We start from the raw sequence: 18994 nt of genomic DNA on the forward strand, positions 1-18994 counted from the left end.
TGCGCAGGATTGTCCAAAATATGGTGAACTAGGCCAATATGGGCTCATCTGCCCCAGCAACCTTTTTCTGTAGGAGCACCGTGCCAAGCAAGGCCAAAACCGGCAAGAAACTCGTGATTGTGGAGTCTCCAGCCAAGAGCAAGACCATCGCCAAGTACCTCGGCGAGGGCTTCATTGTTGAGGCCTCCATCGGTCACATCCGCGACCTGCCGCAGCCGTCGGAGCTCCCCGCCGAACTCAAGAAAACCTCGGTAGGCAAGTTCGCCGTCGACATCGACCACGACTTCAAGCCCTACTACGTGGTGTCGCCGGACAAGAAGAAAAAGGTGACTGAGCTCAAGGCTGCGCTCAAGGACGCCGACGAACTTTACCTCGCAACCGATGGGGACCGCGAAGGCGAAGCCATCGCGTGGCACCTGCTGGAAGTGCTCAAGCCCAAGGTCCCCGTGTACCGGATGACCTTTGGCGAAATCACCAAGGAAGCCATCCAGCGTGCCATGGGCAACCTGCGCGACGTGGACCAGGACCTGGTGGACGCCCAGGAAACCCGCCGCATCCTGGACCGCCTCTACGGCTACGAAATTTCCCCCGTGCTGTGGCGCAAGGTGGCCCGCGGCCTCTCCGCCGGCCGGGTGCAGTCCGTGGTCACCCGCATGGTGGTGGACCGCGAACGCGAACGCATGGCCTTCAAGTCCGCTTCCTACTGGGACCTGACCGGACAGTTCGGCGCGGATTCTGGCTCCTTCAAAGCGAAGCTGGCCTCCGTGGACGGCGCCAAGGTTGCCTCCGGCCGCGATTTCAACGACGACGGCGTCCTCACGTCCAAGAACGTGGCGCACCTGAACGAGGAGCTGGCCGCGTCCCTGGCCGCCGGGCTGCAGGACGCCCCCTTCACGGTCCGGTCCGTTGAAACGAAGCCGTACACCCGCCGCCCCGCCGCGCCGTTCACCACCTCCACGCTGCAGCAGGAGGCCGGGCGCAAGCTGCGCTTCTCCTCCAAGAGCACCATGCAGATCGCCCAGCGTCTGTATGAAAACGGCTACATCACCTATATGCGTACCGACTCCTCGGCGCTGAGCGACGAAGCCTTGACGGCAGCCCGCCGCCAGGCCTCCGAGCTTTACGGTCCCGAATACATTCCCGGTTCGCCCCGGGTTTACACCAACAAGGCAGCCAACGCGCAGGAAGCCCACGAGGCCGTCCGCCCCGCCGGTGACTCCTTCCGGACCCCCGCCCAGGTTGCCTCCCAGCTCCGCGGCGACGAGTTCCGCCTCTACGAGCTGATCTGGAAGCGCACCGTCGCCTCGCAGATGGCGGACGCCAAGGGTTCGACGGCGACCATCCGCCTGGGTGCCGTGGCTGTCAGCGGCGACGCTGCCGGCCGCGATGCCGAGTTCAGCGCCTCCGGCACCGTCATCACGTTCCCCGGCTTCCTGGCCGCCTACGAGGAAGGCAAGGACGAAAGCCGCGGCGACGACGACTCCGACGAAGCCCGCCGCCTGCCCAACGTGGCCAAGGGCGACACGCTGAAGGCCTCGGACATCGTGGCAGTGGGCCACGAAACCTCGCCGCCCCCGCGTTACACCGAAGCGTCCCTGACGGCGGAGCTGGAAAAGAAGGGCATCGGCCGCCCTTCCACCTACGCCTCTACCATCTCCACCATCCAGGACCGCGGCTACGTCCGGAAGCAGGGCTCCGCGCTGGTGCCCAGCTGGATCGCGTTCTCCGTGATCCGCCTGCTCGAGCAGCACTTCTCGGATTACGTGGACTATGAGTTCACGGCGGACATGGAAGGCGACCTGGACAAGATCGCCAACGGCCAGGCCGCCGGAACCTCGTGGCTGCGGCACTTCTACTTCGGTGAAGACTCGGACCCCGGCCTGCTGAGCATCGTGAACAACCTCGGTGAGATCGATGCCCGCGAGATCAACTCCATCCCCATCACGGACGAAATAACGCTGCGGGTGGGCAAGTTCGGACCCTACCTGGAAAGCTCTGCGGCCACGGTTGATCCCAAAACCGGCGAGATCGTCGAGTCCCCGCGTGCCAACGTCCCGGAGGACCTGGCCCCGGACGAGCTCACCGCCGCCAAGGCCGTGGAACTGATGGAGACGGCGGCGCCGGAGGAACGCGTTTTGGGCGCTGATCCGCACACCGGGCACACCGTCGTCGCCAAGAATGGCCGTTACGGCGCCTACGTCACCGAGGTCATTCCCGAGATGACCGAGGAACAGATCGCTGCCCAGCCGGTGGAGTACTACAAGAACGGCAAGCCCAAGCCGCCCAAGAAGCCGGTCAAGGCCAAGCCGCGCACCGGGTCGCTGTTCAAGTCGATGACGGTTGAGTCCGTCACCCTGGACGAGGCGCTGCAGCTCATGAGCCTGCCCCGGGCACTGGGGGAGGACTCCGAAGGAAACCTCATCACCGTCCAGAACGGACGGTTCGGCCCGTACCTGAAGAAGGGAACGGACTCCCGCTCCATCGGGACCGAAGAGGAAATCTTCACCATCACGCTCGAACAGGCGCTGGAGATCTACTCGCAGCCCAAGCAGCGCGGTGCCCGTGCCGCGGTGCCGCCGCTGGCCGAGTTCGGTCCGGACCCGGTGTCGGAAAAGAACATCGTGGTGAAGGAAGGGCGGTTCGGCCCGTACATCACCGATGGCATCACCAACATCACGGTTCCGCGGGCCACCTCGCTGGAGGAGCTCACCCGCGAACAGGCGGTGGAGCTGCTCGCCGAGAAACGCGCCAAGGGCCCGGTCAAGCGGACCGCCACCCGCAAGGCGCCGGCCAAGAAGAAGGCAACGGCCAAGAAGTAGCAGCGGGGCCGGCGCGTTTGCGCCGGCCACCGTATCGTGATCGGCTAGGGGAATGACTGAACAGACCGGAATCGCCGATCCCACGCCGCTCAACGACCTCGAGGAGAAGCTCGCCACGGGCAACGATCCCGACGCGAACCCAGTGGACGTCATCCTGTCGTTCCTCAACAGCGAGGTCTACATCATCAGCTCCGACGGCATCGAGGGCGAGGACTCACAGGTGGAGCCCCTGGTCCTGGGCAATTCCGAGGGCGCCCCCGTCCTGGCCGTCTTCTCGCACCCCACCCGGGTGGACCAGCAGTACCTGGATGCAGCGCCCAACGTGCTGGGAACCCAGGGCGCGGCCATCATCGCCAACATCGGCGAGGAACTGGGCCTGGTGATCAACCCCGGCGCAGCCTACGGATTTGAGATCAACCCGGAAGGCGTGGCGAACATCAAACGCGACTTCAAGCGCGCTGACGAGCAATAATGTCACCATGCGGCTAGGCGTCCTCGATATCGGGTCAAACACTGTCCACCTCCTCCTGGTGGATGCCCACCCCGGGGCGCGGCCGTTGCCGTTCGCCTCGCACAAACGGCCGCTGTCCCTGGTGCAGTATCTGGAACCGGACGGCAGCATCAGCGACGAGGGCCAGCACGAGCTCACCGAGTTTGTCCTGGAAGCCTGGGAGTTCGCCGCCCGCCATAAGGCCGAGGACCTCCTGGCCTTCTGTACCTCGGCCATCCGCGAGGCCACCAACGGCCCCGAGGTCCTGGCGCGCGTCAAGCACGAAACCACTGTGACGCTCCAGGAACTGACCGGCAGCGAAGAGGCCTCCATGACGTTCTTTGCCGTCAGGCGCTGGCACGGCTGGGGCGCCGGCCCCATCCTGAACCTGGACATCGGCGGCGGCTCGTTCGAAATGGCCTTCGGCCAGGACGAGCTCCCCGAAGTCGCAACCTCGGTACCGCTGGGCGCCAGCAGGCTCACCCGGGACTGGCTGGCTGAGGACCCGCCCTCGGCCAGGAGCGTCAAGGAACTGCGGCGGTACATCCGGTCAACGCTGAAGCCTGCGGTCCGCGAGTTCGATGGCCTGGGCAGGGCCAACCTGGTGGCCGGAACGTCCAAGACCTTCCGCTCACTGGCCCGCATCGCCGGTGCAGCGCCCAGCGCAGCCGGCCCCTACGTCAAACGGGAACTGAACGCCACGGACCTCGGCGTCTGGGCGCAGCGCATTTCCGCCATGAAGGCCGAGGACCGGCTGCACCTGCCCGGCGTCTCCGAGGCTCGGGCCCACCAGCTCCTGGCCGGTGCGCTGGTGGCGGAGGCCGCCCTGGAGCTGTTCAAGTTCAAGAAGCTCCGGATCTGCCCGTGGGCCCTGCGTGAGGGCCTCATCCTGCGCCGGCTGGACCAGCTGGTGTTCGCCGGGCCACTGGAGCCTGCGCCCCACATTGCGGCGCCGCCGGCCGTGCAGCCCACTTTCTAAAGGACCACTTAAAAGCGGAAGCACCGGCAGTGGCAACAGGAAAATGGGGGAAAACCTGTTGCCACCGCCGGTGCCCTGGCAGGCATCCCCATGCCTGCCGCATCACTCGCACCCTCAATGAGGTAATAACTACATTAGGACCGCAAGTTGTGCGCTCCCTGCACTGAACATGGGAGTTGCCTGTGAATGGGGGCAGCCTGCAATGATGGAGCCATGAGCAACCGAATCGCATTCCTTGGCTGTGGGTCCATGAACGAAGCCATCCTCGGCGGCCTGGTGGAAGCCGGCACCAACCCGGCAGACATCGTGGCAACAGTCCGCCGGGCCGAGCGTGCCGCTGAACTGGCCGAGCGGTACCACGGCATCACCGCGATCGCCGGCGAGGAGGAACCGGACAACAACCGGCAGGCCGCGAAAGGGTCCGCCGTCGCGATCCTTGGCGTCAAGCCGGTGGGCATTGCGGACCTTGCCCGGGAGATCAGCCCCGCGCTCACCCCGGACACGATCGTAGTCAGCGTTGCCGCAGCCGTCTCCATCGCCCAGCTTGAAGCCGCCCTCCCGGCGGGGCAGCCCGTTATCCGGACCATGCCCAACACCCCGGCGAAACTGGGCCGCGGCGTCATCTCCGTCTCGCCCGGCACCAACTGCACACCCGGCCAGCTCCAGCAGGTGAAGGACCTCTTCCAAGGTGCGGGGACCGTCGTCGAAGTGCCCGAGGAACAGGTGGACGCGCTCTCGGCCATCAGCGGCTCCGGCCCCGCCTACGCCTTCTACCTGGCTGAGGCCATGGCCTCGGCAGGGGAAGAGCTGGGCCTGGACCGCGATCTCGCAGTGCTGCTGGCACGGGAGACCGTGGCGGGCGCCGGCTTTATGCTGGCAGAGCCCGGCGCGGATCCGTCGGCGCTCCGCAAGTCAGTAACCAGCCCCAACGGCACCACCGAACGCGCCATTGCCACCTTCGATGAACAGGGCATTCCGTCCATCATCGCGGCCGGCGCGCGGGCAGCAGCGGACCGGGCAGCGGAAATCACCAAGCAGCTCGGCTAAGGGCGGGCCGCGAACCGCTCCAGCAGGTCCACGTGGCCTGAGACGATCAGCATGTCGCGGGAGGAAACCTTGGTCTCCGGGCGGGCGTAGGTGAAGTCCTCGCCCGGGGACTTCACACCGACGATTGTCACGCCGTACTTCGAGCGGACCTTCGATTCATCCAGCGTGAAGCCTACCGTTTCGCGTGGCGGGTACATCTTGACGATGGCGAAGTCGTCATCGAATTCAATGAAGTCCAGCATGCGGCCGGACACCAGGTGCGCCGCCCGGACGCCGGCGTCCGCTTCCGGATAAATCACGTGGTTGGCGCCAATCCGGGTCAGGATCTTGCCGTGGGACGGCGTAATGGCCTTCACCCACAGGTGCTCGATGCCAAGGTCCACCAGGTTCACCGTGATCAGCACCGAGGACTCGATTGAGGTGCCCACGCCCACCACTGCCGAGCTGAATTCCTGCGCACCGAGCTGGCGCAGGGCGTCGATGTTGGTGGCGTCCGCCTCCACCACATGGGTCAGCAGCGGAGCCCACTTCTGCACCAGGCTCCGGTCCCGCTCGATCGCCAGGACCTCGCGGCCCTGCTTGACCAGTTGCTCGGCCGTGGACGAGCCGAAGCGGCCCAGCCCGATAACCAGCACCGGCGCGTTGTGGGCGGGGCGCCGGGAAGCTTCTGACGAACTAGCCAATGATGGGCCTCTCTTCGGGGTAGTGGTACAGCTGGCTGCGCTGGCGCAGGGCCAGGGCAGCGGCGAGGGTCACGGTGCCCACGCGGCCTGCGAACATGAGCGCGGTGAGGACGTAGACACCTTCGGGCGCCACCTCGGCGCTGAGCCCGGTGCTCAGGCCAACGGTGGCGAAGGCCGAAATCGTCTCAAACAGTACCCGGTCCAGGGACGCGCCGCTGATCTGCAGAAGCAGGAAGGCGGAGACGGAAACCAGTGTGGCACCGGCAACGATCACGGAAATGGCCACCCGCATGGTGCCCTGCGGAATGGTCCGGCCGTACACCTTCACGTCCGCGTCGCCGCGCGCCTCGGCAATGATGGCCAGGAACATGACGGCAATGGTGGTCACCTTGATGCCGCCCGCCGTCGATGCCGAGCCGCCGCCGGCGAACATCAGTGCGTCCGTGAGCAGCTTGGTGGTTGATTCCATGTGGTTCTGGTCCACCAGGTTGAAGCCGCCGGATCGGGTCATGACGGAGGCAAAGAGGGAATGGGTCAGTTTGTCACCGAGCCCCATGGGCCCGATGGTGCGGGCGTTGTCCCACTCCATCAGCGCCCAGAGGAACGCTCCGGCGGCCAGGAGGATGAAGGAGACCTGGATGGTGAGCTTGGTGTGCAGGTTCCATTTCTTCCAGTTCAGCCCGTTCTGCTGCAGGACCATCACCACCGGAAAGCCGAGGCTGCCCAGGAAGACTCCCACCATGAGGGGAATCAGGATCCACAAGTCTGTCTCGTAGGGCACGATGCCGTCCGAGTGCGGCGTGAAGCCGGCGTTGTTGAACGCTGAAATGGCGTAGAAGATGCCGTGCCAGACGGACTGCCAGAAGCCCTCGCCGAGGGTGAGGAAGCGGGGGATCAGGGTCAGGGCCAGAATGCCTTCGATGACCACCGACGTGGTGATGACGATCCGGAGCAGGGTGCCGACCTCGCCCAGGCGCCCTGCGTTGTTCATGGACTCGGCGGCGATAATCTTGCCGCGCACGCCGAGCCGCTTGCTGACCATGAGCGCCAGGAGCGAGGCCAGGGTGAGGGTGCCCAAACCACCGATGAAGATGCCCACCAGGATCACCAGCTGTCCGAAGAAGGACCAGTGGACCGCAGTGGACACCACCGTCAGCCCGGTGACACAGACCGCCGAAACGGCCGTGAACAGGGCTTGGTGCAGCGGCGTGGCTGTGCCGGAGGCAGAGGACACCGGAAGGGACAGCAGGAAGGTGAACACCAGGCACACCCCGGCGAATGCGCTGAGGGCGAGCCGGGCGGGGGAGGTGTTGGCGATGTCGTCGATGAAGTCGCGCAACCGGGTAAAGATCCAGAGGCCCTCCCGCTCCTGCGCTGGGGGGTGCCAGCTGGCCGGGGTCCGGGGCCTCGACTGGCTTTGCGTCATGTGTGGCTTTTCCTCGGTCGAATCTGCTTCCCCCAGTAGTAAACCACTAAAGGCCGCGTCATGGCCGGGCCGGCAGGGTGCTGTGCTCAGGTAGCCTGTGATTGATGACATACCTGCCCGGCCTCCGCCAGCCCGCGCCGCCAACGATGGTGGCATGGGGCGCTGACATGACGGCGTACAACTTTGGCCACGGGCACCCCATGGCGCCCGCGCGGATGGAGCTCACAGCGCGCCTGGCGGAAAGCCTGGGCCTGTTCCACCTGGACCATGTGGCGGTGGAAGCGCCGGGCGTGGCAACGGACAGTGAACTCGAAGCAGTCCACTCGGCGGACTACGTGGCAGCGGTGCGGAAGGTCAGCGCCGATCCGTCCACCCCCGATGAATCGAGGGGCCTGGGCACCGAGGACGACCCCGCGTTTGCCGGCATGCATGAGGCCGCCGCCCGGCTGGCCGGCGGCTCGCTGCTGGCGGCCTCCCGGATCCTGGACGGCTCGGCCGTGCACGCCGTCAACTTCGGTGGAGGCATGCACCACGCCGCCCGGGAAAGGGCCAGCGGCTTCTGCATCTACAACGACGCCGCACTGGCCGTGCAGAAGCTGCTCGACGGCGGCGTCCGCAAGGTGGCGTACATCGACGTCGATGCCCACCACGGCGATGGAACGGAAAGCATCTTCTGGAACGATCCCCGGGTGCTGACACTCTCGCTGCACGAATCGGGAATGACCCTCTTCCCCGGTACAGGCTTCGCCAACGAGATCGGCGGCCCGGAGGCCGAGGGGACGGCAGTAAACGTGGCCCTGCCCTCGGGAACCGGGGATGCCGGCTGGCTGCGGGCGTTTTATGCGGTGGTTCCCCAGGTGGTGGCCGCCTTTGCACCGGAGGTGATTGTGAGCCAGCACGGCTGCGATTCGCACCGGACGGATCCGCTGACCCACCTCAACCTCAGCGTGGACGGCCAGCGTGAGGCCGCGTCCGCCGTCGCTAACCTCGCTGCGCAATTCTGTGGCGGACGGTGGATCGCCACCGGCGGCGGCGGATACAACGTGGTGGACGTGGTGCCCCGCGCCTGGAGCCACCTCGTGGCCATCGCGGCGGGCCGTCCGGTGCCCCTCCGCACCCCGGTGCCGCAGGACTGGCGCGACTATGTCGAAGCCAAATACGGTGCCACCGCGCCGGAGCTGATGGGCGACGACGTCGAGTTGTGGTGGCGCTCCTGGGAGGTCGGGTTCGACCCCAACGACGCCGTGGACCGCACGGTGATGGCCACCCGCAAGGCCGTTTTTCCGCTGCATGGACTGGACCCCTGGTTCGACTGACGTGGCCTCCGTCCCATTCCCTCCAGACCCCGAAATAGTTGATGCCTTTCGGCGTATATGTCGTTAGGGTGGGAGTCATGGTGACAGACGACGTATTTGCCGTCATTGCGGAATCAACCCGGCGGGACATCCTGGTTTCGCTGTGCAACGGGGACAAAGCCGTGGGCGAACTGGTGGAGGAACTGGCAGCAAGCCAGCCCACCATTTCCAAGCACCTGAAAGTCCTCCGCGAGGCGCAGCTGGTGAGCATGCGCGCGCAGGGCCAAAAACGCTACTACGCGCTGAACCGGAAGCCCCTTGAGGGCGTGGCCAGCTGGCTGGGGATGTTCGACGTCGGCGCTCCCGCCACGGTGCCTGAAGCCGCCGCCGCGACCGAAGCTACAGCCAGCACGATGCCCGCCGGATCCGCCGCACAGAAGCCGGCCGCGGCCACTGCTGCCCCGGAACCTGCCGCCGCTCAATCTGCCCCGGCTAAATCTGCTCCGGCCGAATCCGCCGACGCCGAAACCGCCGACGCCGAATCCGCTGCCACCGAACGAGCCAGCGTCGGCGAGCGGATGCCCGAAGCGGTCCCCGCCGGCGCTGTGTCCGCTGACGTCCTGGTGCGGGACGGCGCAGAATTGAGTCCCGCCGTCGTCATTCCGGGCGGCACTTCGGCGCCGCTCAGCGATGACAGCGTTCCGCAGCAGATCGGCAGGTCGGTGGGGCGTGCCGCCACCCGGGCCGCCGACCTGCTGGCCAACCTCCCCAACCTGCCGAAGTTCGGGCGCAAGAAGTAGGGCCTACCTCCCCAGCAGCCGGACGTGCTCCGGCGTCAGGTCGGCGATCCGGCTCACGCCGAGCAGCGCCATGGTGCGGGCCATGTCCTTTTCCAGGATCTGCAGGGTGCGGTCCACGCCAGTGCGGCCGCCAGCCATCAGACCGTAGAGGTAGGCCCGGCCGATCAGCGTGAAGTCGGCGCCCAGTGCCAGCGCCGCCACAATGTCCGCGCCGCTCATGATTCCCGTGTCCAGCATGATGGCCGCGTCAGTGTTGTCCGCGGTGAAGGCCTGCCGGACTTCTGGGAGCAGGTGGAAGGGGATGGGTGCCCGGTCCAGTTGCCGGCCGCCGTGGTTGGACAGGACCACTCCGTCGGCGCCGTGGTCCACCACGCGGCGGGCGTCCTCCACCGTCTGGATGCCCTTGACCACCAACTTGCCCTTCCAGGTTTCCCTGAGCCAGTCGAGGTCCTCGAACGTGAGCGTGGGGTCGAACATGGAGTTGATGAGGTCTGCCACGGTGCCGGTGTAGCGGGAGAGTGAGGCGAAGGTCAGCGGCTCGTGCGTGAGGAAGTTGAACCACCAGGCGGGCCGGTACGAGGCATCCAGGACGGTCTTGAGGGTCAGCGCCGGCGGGATGGTCATGCCGTTGCGGACGTCCCGCAGGCGGGCGCCGGCCACGGCGGTGTCCACGGTGACCATGAGGGTGTCATTGCCGGCCTTCGCAGCGCGTTCGATGAGTTCCAGCGACCGGTCCCGGTCCGTCCACAGGTAGAGCTGGAACCAGTTGCGGCCGTTCGGCGCTGCAGCGGCCACGTCCTCGATGGAGGCCGTGCCCATGGTGGACAGCGTGTAGGGGATGCCCGCAGCCTCGGCCGCCTGGGAACCGGCGTACTCACCCTCGGACTGCATCATCCGCGTGAAGCCGGTGGGCGCGATGCCCACCGGGAGGCGGGAGGGCTTGCCCAGGATGTCCGTGCTGAGGTCGATGGCGGACACGTTCCGGAGGATGCCCGGCCGGAATTCGATGTCCAGGAAAGCCTGGCGCGCGCGGCGGAGGGTGATTTCCCCTTCGGCTGCGCCGTCGGTGTAGTCGAAGGGCGCCTGCGGGGTGCGGCGCTTGGCGATGTCCCGGAGTTCCCAGATGGTGCTGGCCCGCTTGAGCCGGGCGTCCCTGCTGAAGTCCGGCTTCTTGAACTGCATGAGCGGTGCCAGGTCCGAGTACTTGGGGACACGGCGGCGCAGCGCCGCAGGCAGGGCAGCGGCGGCGGAACCGGCAGGGGCGGACGACGGCGGAGCCCCGGCAGGTGCCTGGGCTGCGGGAATGTCCGTGGCCTCCGGGCCGGGGGTGGCGTCCGGATTGTTGGGTTGGATGGTGTGGGTCATGTCGTCCTCCTGTGGTCTAACCACACTCTAGACTCTGTGGTCCAACCACATCAAGTACTATTCATCCATGCGCACCCACCAGTTGGTCCTGCACTGGATCGAGAACGAACTCTCAGCCGGCAGGCTGGCCGTGGGCGGCAGGCTGCCGGCCGAGCGCAGCCTCGCCGAGCTGCTGAAGGTCTCGCGGACGTCGGTGCGTGAAGCCATCCGGGTCCTGGAAGCCATGGGGGTGGTGCGGGCCGGCGTGGGATCGGGGCCGGAGGCAGGCACGGTGGTGATTTCGGACCCCGCCGCGGCCCTCGGCTCCGCGCTGCGGCTGCATGTGGCAACCCGGCACCTGCCGGTGGCGGACATCGTGGAGACCCGCGTGCTGCTGGAGTCCTGGGCAGCTGCCAAAGCGCTCCCGGACGCGCCGGTGCTGGATGAGGCTGCGGCGCTGCTGGAGGCCATGGCGGCGGAAAGCCTCCCCGCCAACGACTTCCTGGCCCTCGACGTGCGGTTCCATCTGGCGCTTGCCGATGCCGCGGGAAATGCGGTGGTCAGCGCCATGATGGGTTCGCTGCGGGAATCGATCCAGGGTTACGCGGCTGATCTCACCGCCAACCTGCCGGACTGGGAAGCCACGTCATGCCGGCTGCGCACGGAGCACCGGGACATCCTTGCCGCCATCAGGGCGGGCGACGGCGGGACCGCGGCACTGCTGGTTGCTGCCCACATCGAGGGTTTCTACCAGGAAGCCGGGCTGGCCCCGGGCCGCTGACCCCGCTCAGCCGTGGACAGCAGTCCGCGCTGCCCTGGCGGGGCCGCTGCTGGAACGCACCTCAAGCCGCGGCTGGTACCTGCTGCCCGGGGCGTCGTTCTCCTCTTTGCGGATGAGGGCCCGGAGCTGGCGCCAGGCTTGCTCGCCCAGCTCGGTGATGGGCACAGCCGCGGTGGTGAGGGCCGGCGTCGTGTACTTGGCAAAAGGAATGTCATCAAAGCCGGTGACGGACATGTCGCCCGGGACGTTGATCCCGCGTTCATGCAGGCCGCTCATGAGCCCCATGGCCACGAGGTCGTTGAAGGCCAGAATGCCTGTGGCGCCTGATTCCAGGACCGCGTCCACGGCCTCGTGGCCGGTATCGAAGTCCGAGCCGCCTTCAAGCATGGTGACATCCACGTGGGGGTGGGCCGTCTTGAACGTTTCCAGGCCCTGCAGGCGCATGCCGTTGGAGGCACTCCGCGGCGGCCCTGCCAGGAACGCCAGCCTGGTGTGGCCCAGCTCCACCAGGTGTTCGGCGAGGTCCTGGACGCCCTGCCCGTAGTCCACCACCAGGCTGGGCACGCCAGTGGTGGCGGTGGTGCGGTTGATCAGCACGAGCGGGTGCAGGGACGGCGCGATTTCTTCCAGCTCGGCATCCGTCATGCGGGGTGCGCACAGGACGAGGCCGTCGCAGCGGCGGCGTGCCTCACCGGCGAGGATGGCCTCCTCACTGGAGACCTCGAAGGAGTCGGCGATCAAAACGCGGTAACCATCCTGGGCAGCGGCGCGGCTCAGCCCGCGCAGGATCGCCTGGAAAGTGGGGTTGGCCAGGTCCGGCACCACAATCCCGATGGTGTCCGTCTTGCCCAGCGCCAGGCTGCGCCCGACGGGGTTGGGCTGGTACTTCAACTCGGCCGCCGCCGCGCGGACGCGGGAGGCGATCTCCGGGTCCACCGTGTAGTTGCCGTTCATGACGCGGGAAACCGTGGCGTGCGAGACGCCCGCCTTCACGGCGACATCTGCGATGCCGATTCGGCCGGTTGCCGATTTCCTGACCATAGGGAACCTTTCCTAGCGCCACGGACTTCGGGTCCCCGGCCGGATTGCCGGCGCTGCAGCAGCTTCCGGCCGCCTAATGGCGGTGTGTTGAGAGACAGCATATAACGCGATGGGAAAGCGATTTCTATTGTTTTCCCGTGTTTTCCCACGCTTTTCCCGCTTTTCCGTGAACCCATGGACGTGCCGAGGGTAGAAAACGCTTTCTCCCAATGCCCATAATGGTTGACGGAAGCATGGTGCTGTTGATACAAATCATATAGCGAACCGAGAAAACGCTTTCTCAACGGTGCTGCAGTGCGCCGGCGCCACCTCCCCGGATCACCTAGCAGGCCGGGCACCAGTCTTTGAAAGGGACCCCATGGTCAACACAGCCGAATCGAGTCCAGCAGTGGCCACCGGAGCCCACCCCGGAAACGGCGGCAAGGCCCGCTTCGCCCTGATCGGTACCGGCGGACGCTCCGAGATGTACATCCGCGCCATCTTCGGCAAGCACGCCGACACCGCGGAACTCGTGGCCTTCTCCGACGTCAACCCCGGCCGGGTGGAGTTCTACCAGAAGCTGATCCAGGAACTCGGCGCCCCGGGGCCCATCGCCTCGTTCGACCCCAAGGACCTGACGGCGTTCGTCCAGGCCAACAACATTGACCGCGTCGTGGTCACCACGCCGGACTACACGCACGCCGACTTCATTGTCGAGGGGCTGCGCGCCGGCGCCGACGTCGTCGTCGAAAAGCCGCTCACCATCGACGCCGAAGGCTGCCGCCGCATCACCCAGGCCGTGCAGGAGACCGGGCGCAACGTGGTGGTCACCTTCAATTACCGCTACTCGCCGCGCAACAGCGCCCTCAAGGAAATCATCCAGAGCGGCGTGATCGGCAAGGTCACCTCCATTGACTTCAGCTGGGTCCTGGACACCGTCCACGGCGCCGACTACTTCCGCCGCTGGCACCGGGAAAAGAAGAACTCGGGCGGCCTGCTCATCCACAAGGCTTCCCACCACTTCGACCTGGTCAACTGGTGGATCGACGACGTCCCGGAGCGTGTCTTCGCGTCCGGCGGCCTGAAGTTCTACGGTGACACGAATGCCGCTGAACGGGGACTCGGCGCCCGTCCCGAACGCGGCACCCCGGCTGCGGACACCCCTGCCGGCGAACGGGATCCGTTCGCCCTCGACCTGCGTGATGATGAGCGGCTCAAGGCCCTCTTCCTGGACAACGAGCACTACGACGGCTACCGCCGCGACCAGGACGTCTTCACCGGCGGCATCACCATCGAGGACAACCTGGCACTGGTGGTGGAGTACCAGGGCGGTCCCCGCCTGAGCTACTCCATGAACGCCCACAGCCCCTGGGAGGGCTACCGCGTGGCGGTCAACGGCACCGAAGGCCGGGCCGAACTCGAGGTGGTGGAACGCGCCGCCGTCCTGCACAGCACGGACAAGAAGACCGTTGTTGATCCCAGCGCCACACCTGTCGAGGAAGAGGACGCCGTCCGCCGCAACGGTGAGCGCCTGGTGGTCCAGCGCCACTGGGAGCCTGCCTACGAGGTGCCCATCGTCAACGGCGAAGGCGGCCACGGCGGCGGCGACGCCCTCCTGCTCTCCGACCTCTTCAACGGCCCCGGCGAGGACCCGCTGGGCCGGCCCTCCGGCTACCTGGACGGCCTCCGCTCGGTTTCCGTCGGCATCGCCGGCAACCGTTCGCTCGAATCATCCCTGCCCGTGCGCATCGAGGACCTGGACCTCGGCGTCGACCTCCGGCGCGCCCCCTGATGCCCGCACCCACGATCACCGGACCCTAAGGAACAACCATGAGCAGGATCTTTGTCACCGGCGGCTCCGGCCGGCTGGGACGCAGTGTGGTGGCGGGGCTCGCCGAAGCCGGCCACCACGTCATCTCGGTGGACCGCGACGCCCTGCCGGCCGAGCTGCTGCCGGCTGGCGTAGAACAGGCAACCGCTGACCTGCTGGCACCGGGGGAGGCTCTTCGCCTCCTCCGGGACGCCAGGCCCGACGCCGTCATCCACCTCGCCGCGATCGCCGTGCCTTTCAGCGCACCCGAGGACGTCATTTTTGCCACGAACACGCGGCTCGCCTTCGCCGTCGTCAGCGCGGCGACGGAGCTGGGCGTGCCGAAGATCATCACCGCCAGCAGCCCCACGGTGCTCGGCTACGGGTCGCCCGCGGGCTGGCTCCCGCCGTCGTTCCCGCTGGATGAGCGCACGCCTGCCAAGCCGTGGAACGCCTATGCCCTGTCCAAACTCATCGCGGAGCAGACAGTCCAGATGTTCGCCGCAGCCCAAGGGGACAGGATCCGTTACGCGGCGTTCCGCCCGTGCTTCGTGATTTCCCCTGAGGAATGGGAAGGCGCTCCCACCCAGCAGGGCCACACCCTTGCCGAGCGGCTTGCCGATCCCGCACTGTCCGCGCCGGCCCTGTTCAACTACGTGGACGCACGTGATGTGGCGGAGTTCCTGGACCTGCTGCTGGACAGGATGGAGTCCATCCCGAACGGCGAGACCTTCTTCGTGGGCGCAGCCGATGCCCTGGCCACCGCGCCCCTGGCAGAACTCATGCCCCGGTTCCTGCCCGGCAGCGACGCCATCAGCGGCGGCCTCACCGGCACCAGCCCCGCCTTCTCCATCGCCAAGGCGCAGGAACTGCTGGGCTGGCAGCCCAAGCGCAGCTGGCGCACTGAACTCAAGTCCCACCAAACCCTCAACGACGAGACCTCCGCGCTGGTGACCGCCGGCAGCGGAACCAAGGAGACATCATGAAATTCGACGGCGTACTCTTCTTCCCCGTCACACCGTTCACGGCCGAAGGCGCCGTTGACGTGGACCTGCTCAAGGAGCACATAGCTTCACGGCTCCCGTTCGGCCCCGGGGGCGTCTTCCCCGCCTGCGGCACCGGCGAATTCCACGCCCTCAGCATCGAGGAGGTCCGCACCGTGGTGACGGCCGCCGTCGAGGTCGTGGCAGGCAAGGTTCCCGTGGTTGCCGGTGCCGGCGGGCCGCTGGGCCACGCCCTCGCCGCCGCCAGGGCAGCCGAGGAAGCAGGGGCCGACGCCCTCCTGGTCCTGCCGCCCTACCTCGTCACCGGCCCCACCGACGGCCTGGTGGCCTACATTGAAGCCGTTGCCGACGCGAGCAGCCTGCCGGTGATCGTCTACCACCGTGGCAACGCCAAGTTCACGGCCGCCTCCATGGTGCGCCTGGCCGCCAACCCCAAGGTGGTCGGCTTCAAGGACGGACTGGGCGATGTGGGCCTGGCGCAGGAGATCGTCTCCGCCGTCAGGGCCACCGGACGCGAGGACTTCGCCTTCTTCAACGGCCTGCTCACCGCCGAGCTCACACAGGGCGCCTACCGCGGCCTGGGCATTCCGCTCTACTCCTCGGCGGCGTTCGCCATGGCACCGGAGATCGCCAAGGCCTACTACGACGCCTACGTCTCCGGTGACGAGGACCGGCGCAATGCACTGCTCGAAGGCTTCTACGCTCCCTTGGTCCGCCTGCGCGACCAGACCCCGGGCTTCGGCGTCTCGCTGATCAAGGCGGGCCTGCGCCTGGGCGGCCTGCCCGTGGGCCCGGTCCGTCCGCCGCTGGTGGATCCCACCGAGGAACAGCTGGTGGAGCTCAAGGCCATCCTGGCCAGGGGCTACGAGCTGGCCGGCTGATGAGTGCCCCCGCAGCCGTTGCCGTCCGCACCGTTCCCCGGATCACCGGGCTGACCACCCGGCTCCTGACCGTCCCGCTCCGCCGGCACTGGGGTGCGGAGGCGCCGGAGAACCACGTGATCGCCACGGAGATCCACACGGACGACGGCGGCGCGGGGCTCGGTTTTTCCTGGACCCCCACCATTGGCCCGCAGGCGGTCAAGGCGCTGCTGGACTACGACATCGCACCGTTCGTCACCGGCCTTCCGGCCAAACCGGAAACGGTGTGGGACGCGGTGTGGAAGCGGCTGCATGAGGCCGGCGGCGGGGGACTGACCACCATTGCGATGGCCGGGCTTGACCTTGCCCTGTGGGACCTGCAGGCGCGCAAGGCCGGCACCTCGGTGACCGGCCTGATCGGCCAGCGGCAGGAGTCCGCCGAGGTCTACGGATCAGGGGTGAACCTGCACTACACCCTGGACGAACTGGTGGCCCAGACCGAACGCTGGGTGGCCGCCGGCCACCAGGCGGTGAAGATCAAAGTGGGCAAACCGGACCTCCGCGAAGATGCTGAGCGCGTGGCCGCCGTCCGTTCCGTCCTGGGACCGGACCGCCGGCTCATGATCGACGCCAACCAGCGGTGGGACCTGCCCACCACCTTCCGGGCACTGGAGGTGCTCTCCGAATACGGGCTGGACTGGCTGGAGGAACCCCTCCGCGCGGACGACCTCTGGGCCTACCGCCGGCTGCGGAAGCACTCACCGGTGCCCATCGCCCTCGGCGAAAACCTGCACACGATCTACCGGTTCCGCGATTTCATTGAGGCGGAGGCGGTGGACATCATCCAGCCCAACATCATCCGGGTTGGCGGGATCACCCCGTTCCGGCGGATCGTGGAGTTGGCACGGACCAACAGCATCAAGGTGATGCCGCACCTGCTGCCGGAGCTGTCCGGGCAGCTGGCGCTGACCCTGGCGGAGCCCACGCTGGTGGAGGACGTTGAAGAGGCGTCATTCGAACAGCTGGGCATCCTGGACGGGCCGTCGCCGGTCCGGTTCAGCAACAGCAGGGTGACGCTGGCGGACCGGCCCGGACTGGGCTTCCGTTTCCGGGATGTTGTGTGAGCACACGGCAACCACGCACTGTAACGAAGAACGTACATAAACAGAACAGGTACCTGACGTGACAACTGCAACGCTTTCCCTGTCCGAACTGACCGCGGCGGCTACCGACGCCGCCCGCACGTCGGCAGCGGCTTCCGACGCCGAGAGGGCGGGCTGGCTGAATGCAGTGGCCGACGCCCTGGACGCGAACGCCGCGGAACTGGTGGAGATCGCCGATTCCGAGACAAGCCTGGGCGCTCCCCGGCTGACCGGGGAGGTGGCCCGCACCACCGGCCAGCTGCGCCTGTTTGCGCGCGTCATCACCGAGGGTTCCTACCTCGAAGCGATCATCGACCACGCGGACCCGTCCTCCACCCCGCCAAAGCCCGACCTGCGCCGCATCCTGAAGCCCATTGGCCCGGTGGCCGTGTTCTCGGCATCGAATTTCCCGTTCGCCTTCTCCGTTGCCGGCGGCGACACAGCCTCGGCCCTGGCTGTTGGCTGCTCCGTCATCGTCAAGGCCCACTCCGGCCACGTGCGGCTTTCGGAGCGGACGGCGGAAATTGTCGCTGACGCGCTCCGTGGCGCCGGCGCACCGGAAGGCCTCTTCGCCCTGGTCAGCGGCCGCGAAGCGGGGACGGCACTGGTGCAGGACCCCGCCATCAAGGCGGTCGGTTTCACGGGCTCCATCCCCGGCGGCCGGGCACTGTTCGACCTCGCCACGTCCCGCCCGGAGCCCATTCCGTTCTACGGCGAGCTGGGCAGCCTCAACCCGGTGGTCATCACGGCCGCCGCACTGAAGGAACGCTCCGGCGAACTCGCCACCGGGCTGGCAGGTTCCTTCACCCTGGGCGCCGGACAGTTCTGCACCAAGCCGGGCCTGGTGTTCATCCCGGCCGGGACGTCCTTCGCCGCGGACGTGGCCGAGGCCAGCAAGGACAAGCCGGCCCACGGCATGCTCACCAGCCGCATCGCCGAGGCCTACCCCGATGGCCTGCGCAGCTTTGCGTCGGTGGACGGCGTGGACGTGGTGGGCGGCACCGTGGACCAGGACGCTGCGGCCAACGGTGCGGCGCCGGTGGTCTTCTCCACCACTGCCGCGAAGGTGCTGGAACGCCCGGAGCAGCTGCTGGAGGAGTGCTTCGGCCCCACCACCATGCTCATCGAGTACACGGACCAGGAAGAACTGTCAGCGGTCCTGGCCAAGGTACCGGGCAGCCTGACCGCCACACTCCACGCCCAGCCCGGTGAGGAGATCGGTGCGCTCGTGGAGCAGCTGTCCGGTCTCGCGGGCCGGGTCCTGTTCGAAGGCTGGCCCACCGGCGTTGCCGTGAACTGGGCGCAGCAGCACGGCGGCCCGTACCCGGCCACCACGTCCCTGTTCACCTCGGTGGGCGCGACGGCGGTCCGCCGCTTCCAGCGGCCCGTCGCCTACCAGGACGCCCCGGAAACGGTGCTCCACCCCGCCTTGCGCGAGGACAACCCGCTGGGCATTCCGCGCCGCGTGGACGGCGAACTGGTGCTTCCCTGAAA

General features: G+C 67.3%; 16 protein-coding genes. 12 read left to right on the top strand and 4 right to left on the bottom strand.

Going from position 1 to position 18994, the window contains the following annotated elements; translation table 11 throughout:
- The first annotated feature begins 80 nt into the window (after nucleotides 1-80).
- The 4 genes from topA (at nucleotide 81) to proC (ending at nucleotide 5335) form a co-directional block, all read left to right on the top strand.
- Entirely contained in the window at nucleotides 81-2819 is a 2739-nt protein-coding gene (topA, locus tag AC1DBN_RS05875) for a type I DNA topoisomerase (protein ID WP_091722922.1), read from the top strand.
- A gap of 52 nt (nucleotides 2820-2871) precedes the next feature.
- Nucleotides 2872-3291, top strand: coding sequence for an SseB family protein (locus AC1DBN_RS05880; RefSeq protein WP_091722920.1), 420 nt, complete (start codon nucleotides 2872-2874; stop codon nucleotides 3289-3291).
- Nucleotides 3292-3298: 7 nt separating this feature from the next.
- Nucleotides 3299-4288, top strand: a complete 990-nt coding sequence (locus tag AC1DBN_RS05885) for a Ppx/GppA phosphatase family protein (RefSeq protein WP_091722918.1) — start codon at nucleotides 3299-3301, stop codon at nucleotides 4286-4288.
- A gap of 213 nt (nucleotides 4289-4501) precedes the next feature.
- Entirely contained in the window at nucleotides 4502-5335 is an 834-nt protein-coding gene (gene proC, locus AC1DBN_RS05890) for a pyrroline-5-carboxylate reductase (protein ID WP_091722916.1), read from the top strand.
- On the opposite strand, the gene AC1DBN_RS05895 is transcribed toward proC, so the two are convergent.
- Both AC1DBN_RS05895 and AC1DBN_RS05900 read right to left on the bottom strand, forming a co-directional pair.
- Nucleotides 5332-5970, bottom strand: coding sequence for a potassium channel family protein (locus AC1DBN_RS05895; RefSeq protein WP_171059109.1), 639 nt, complete (start codon nucleotides 5968-5970; stop codon nucleotides 5332-5334). The genes proC and AC1DBN_RS05895 overlap by 4 nt on opposite strands.
- A 40-nt stretch (nucleotides 5971-6010) precedes the next feature.
- Nucleotides 6011-7444 (bottom strand): TrkH family potassium uptake protein, encoded by a 1434-nt coding sequence (locus AC1DBN_RS05900; protein WP_091722913.1) that lies wholly within the window; start codon nucleotides 7442-7444, stop codon nucleotides 6011-6013.
- Nucleotides 7445-7548: 104 nt separating this feature from the next.
- On the opposite strand from AC1DBN_RS05900, the gene AC1DBN_RS05905 reads away from it, so the two are divergent.
- Nucleotides 7549-8760 (top strand): acetoin utilization protein AcuC, encoded by a 1212-nt coding sequence (locus AC1DBN_RS05905; protein ID WP_091722911.1) that lies wholly within the window; start codon nucleotides 7549-7551, stop codon nucleotides 8758-8760.
- Between the two features lie 77 nt (nucleotides 8761-8837).
- Nucleotides 8838-9539 carry an ArsR/SmtB family transcription factor gene (locus AC1DBN_RS05910; protein WP_091722908.1) on the top strand — a complete coding sequence of 234 codons (702 nt, stop codon included), beginning with the start codon at nucleotides 8838-8840 and terminating at the stop codon, nucleotides 9537-9539.
- A 3-nt stretch (nucleotides 9540-9542) separates the two neighbouring features.
- Here AC1DBN_RS05910 and AC1DBN_RS05915 read toward each other — a convergent pair whose 3' ends face one another.
- Entirely contained in the window at nucleotides 9543-10904 is a 1362-nt protein-coding gene (locus tag AC1DBN_RS05915; RefSeq protein ID WP_091722906.1) for an alpha-hydroxy acid oxidase, read from the bottom strand.
- A gap of 67 nt (nucleotides 10905-10971) precedes the next feature.
- Between AC1DBN_RS05915 and AC1DBN_RS05920 the strand changes: the two genes are divergently transcribed.
- Nucleotides 10972-11664 carry a FadR/GntR family transcriptional regulator gene (locus tag AC1DBN_RS05920; protein ID WP_091722903.1) on the top strand — a complete coding sequence of 231 codons (693 nt, stop codon included), beginning with the start codon at nucleotides 10972-10974 and terminating at the stop codon, nucleotides 11662-11664.
- A 6-nt stretch (nucleotides 11665-11670) separates the two neighbouring features.
- Here the strand turns inward: AC1DBN_RS05920 and AC1DBN_RS05925 are convergent, their stop codons facing one another.
- Nucleotides 11671-12705, bottom strand: coding sequence for a LacI family DNA-binding transcriptional regulator (locus tag AC1DBN_RS05925; protein ID WP_091722901.1), 1035 nt, complete (start codon nucleotides 12703-12705; stop codon nucleotides 11671-11673).
- A gap of 358 nt (nucleotides 12706-13063) precedes the next feature.
- Between AC1DBN_RS05925 and AC1DBN_RS05930 the strand changes: the two genes are divergently transcribed.
- The 5 genes from AC1DBN_RS05930 to AC1DBN_RS05950 are packed head-to-tail and all read left to right on the top strand — an operon-like array spanning nucleotide 13064 to nucleotide 18992.
- The gene (locus tag AC1DBN_RS05930; RefSeq protein ID WP_477722752.1) at nucleotides 13064-14476 is read left to right on the top strand and encodes a Gfo/Idh/MocA family protein; all 1413 of its coding nucleotides are present in this window, start codon (nucleotides 13064-13066) and stop codon (nucleotides 14474-14476) included.
- 38 nt (nucleotides 14477-14514) lie between these two features.
- Nucleotides 14515-15480 (top strand): NAD-dependent epimerase/dehydratase family protein, encoded by a 966-nt coding sequence (locus tag AC1DBN_RS05935; RefSeq protein WP_091722895.1) that lies wholly within the window; start codon nucleotides 14515-14517, stop codon nucleotides 15478-15480.
- Entirely contained in the window at nucleotides 15477-16379 is a 903-nt protein-coding gene (locus tag AC1DBN_RS05940) for a 5-dehydro-4-deoxyglucarate dehydratase (RefSeq protein ID WP_477722753.1), read from the top strand. The genes AC1DBN_RS05935 and AC1DBN_RS05940 overlap by 4 nt, the downstream gene beginning before the upstream one ends.
- The gene (locus tag AC1DBN_RS05945; RefSeq protein ID WP_477722754.1) at nucleotides 16379-17482 is read left to right on the top strand and encodes a mandelate racemase/muconate lactonizing enzyme family protein; all 1104 of its coding nucleotides are present in this window, start codon (nucleotides 16379-16381) and stop codon (nucleotides 17480-17482) included. The genes AC1DBN_RS05940 and AC1DBN_RS05945 overlap by 1 nt, the downstream gene beginning before the upstream one ends.
- 58 nt (nucleotides 17483-17540) lie before the next feature.
- Nucleotides 17541-18992, top strand: a complete 1452-nt coding sequence (locus AC1DBN_RS05950) for an aldehyde dehydrogenase (NADP(+)) (RefSeq protein ID WP_477722755.1) — start codon at nucleotides 17541-17543, stop codon at nucleotides 18990-18992.
- The last annotated feature ends 2 nt before the right edge of the window (nucleotides 18993-18994 follow it).

The organism is Pseudarthrobacter sp. 10T415 (assembly GCF_056394175.1).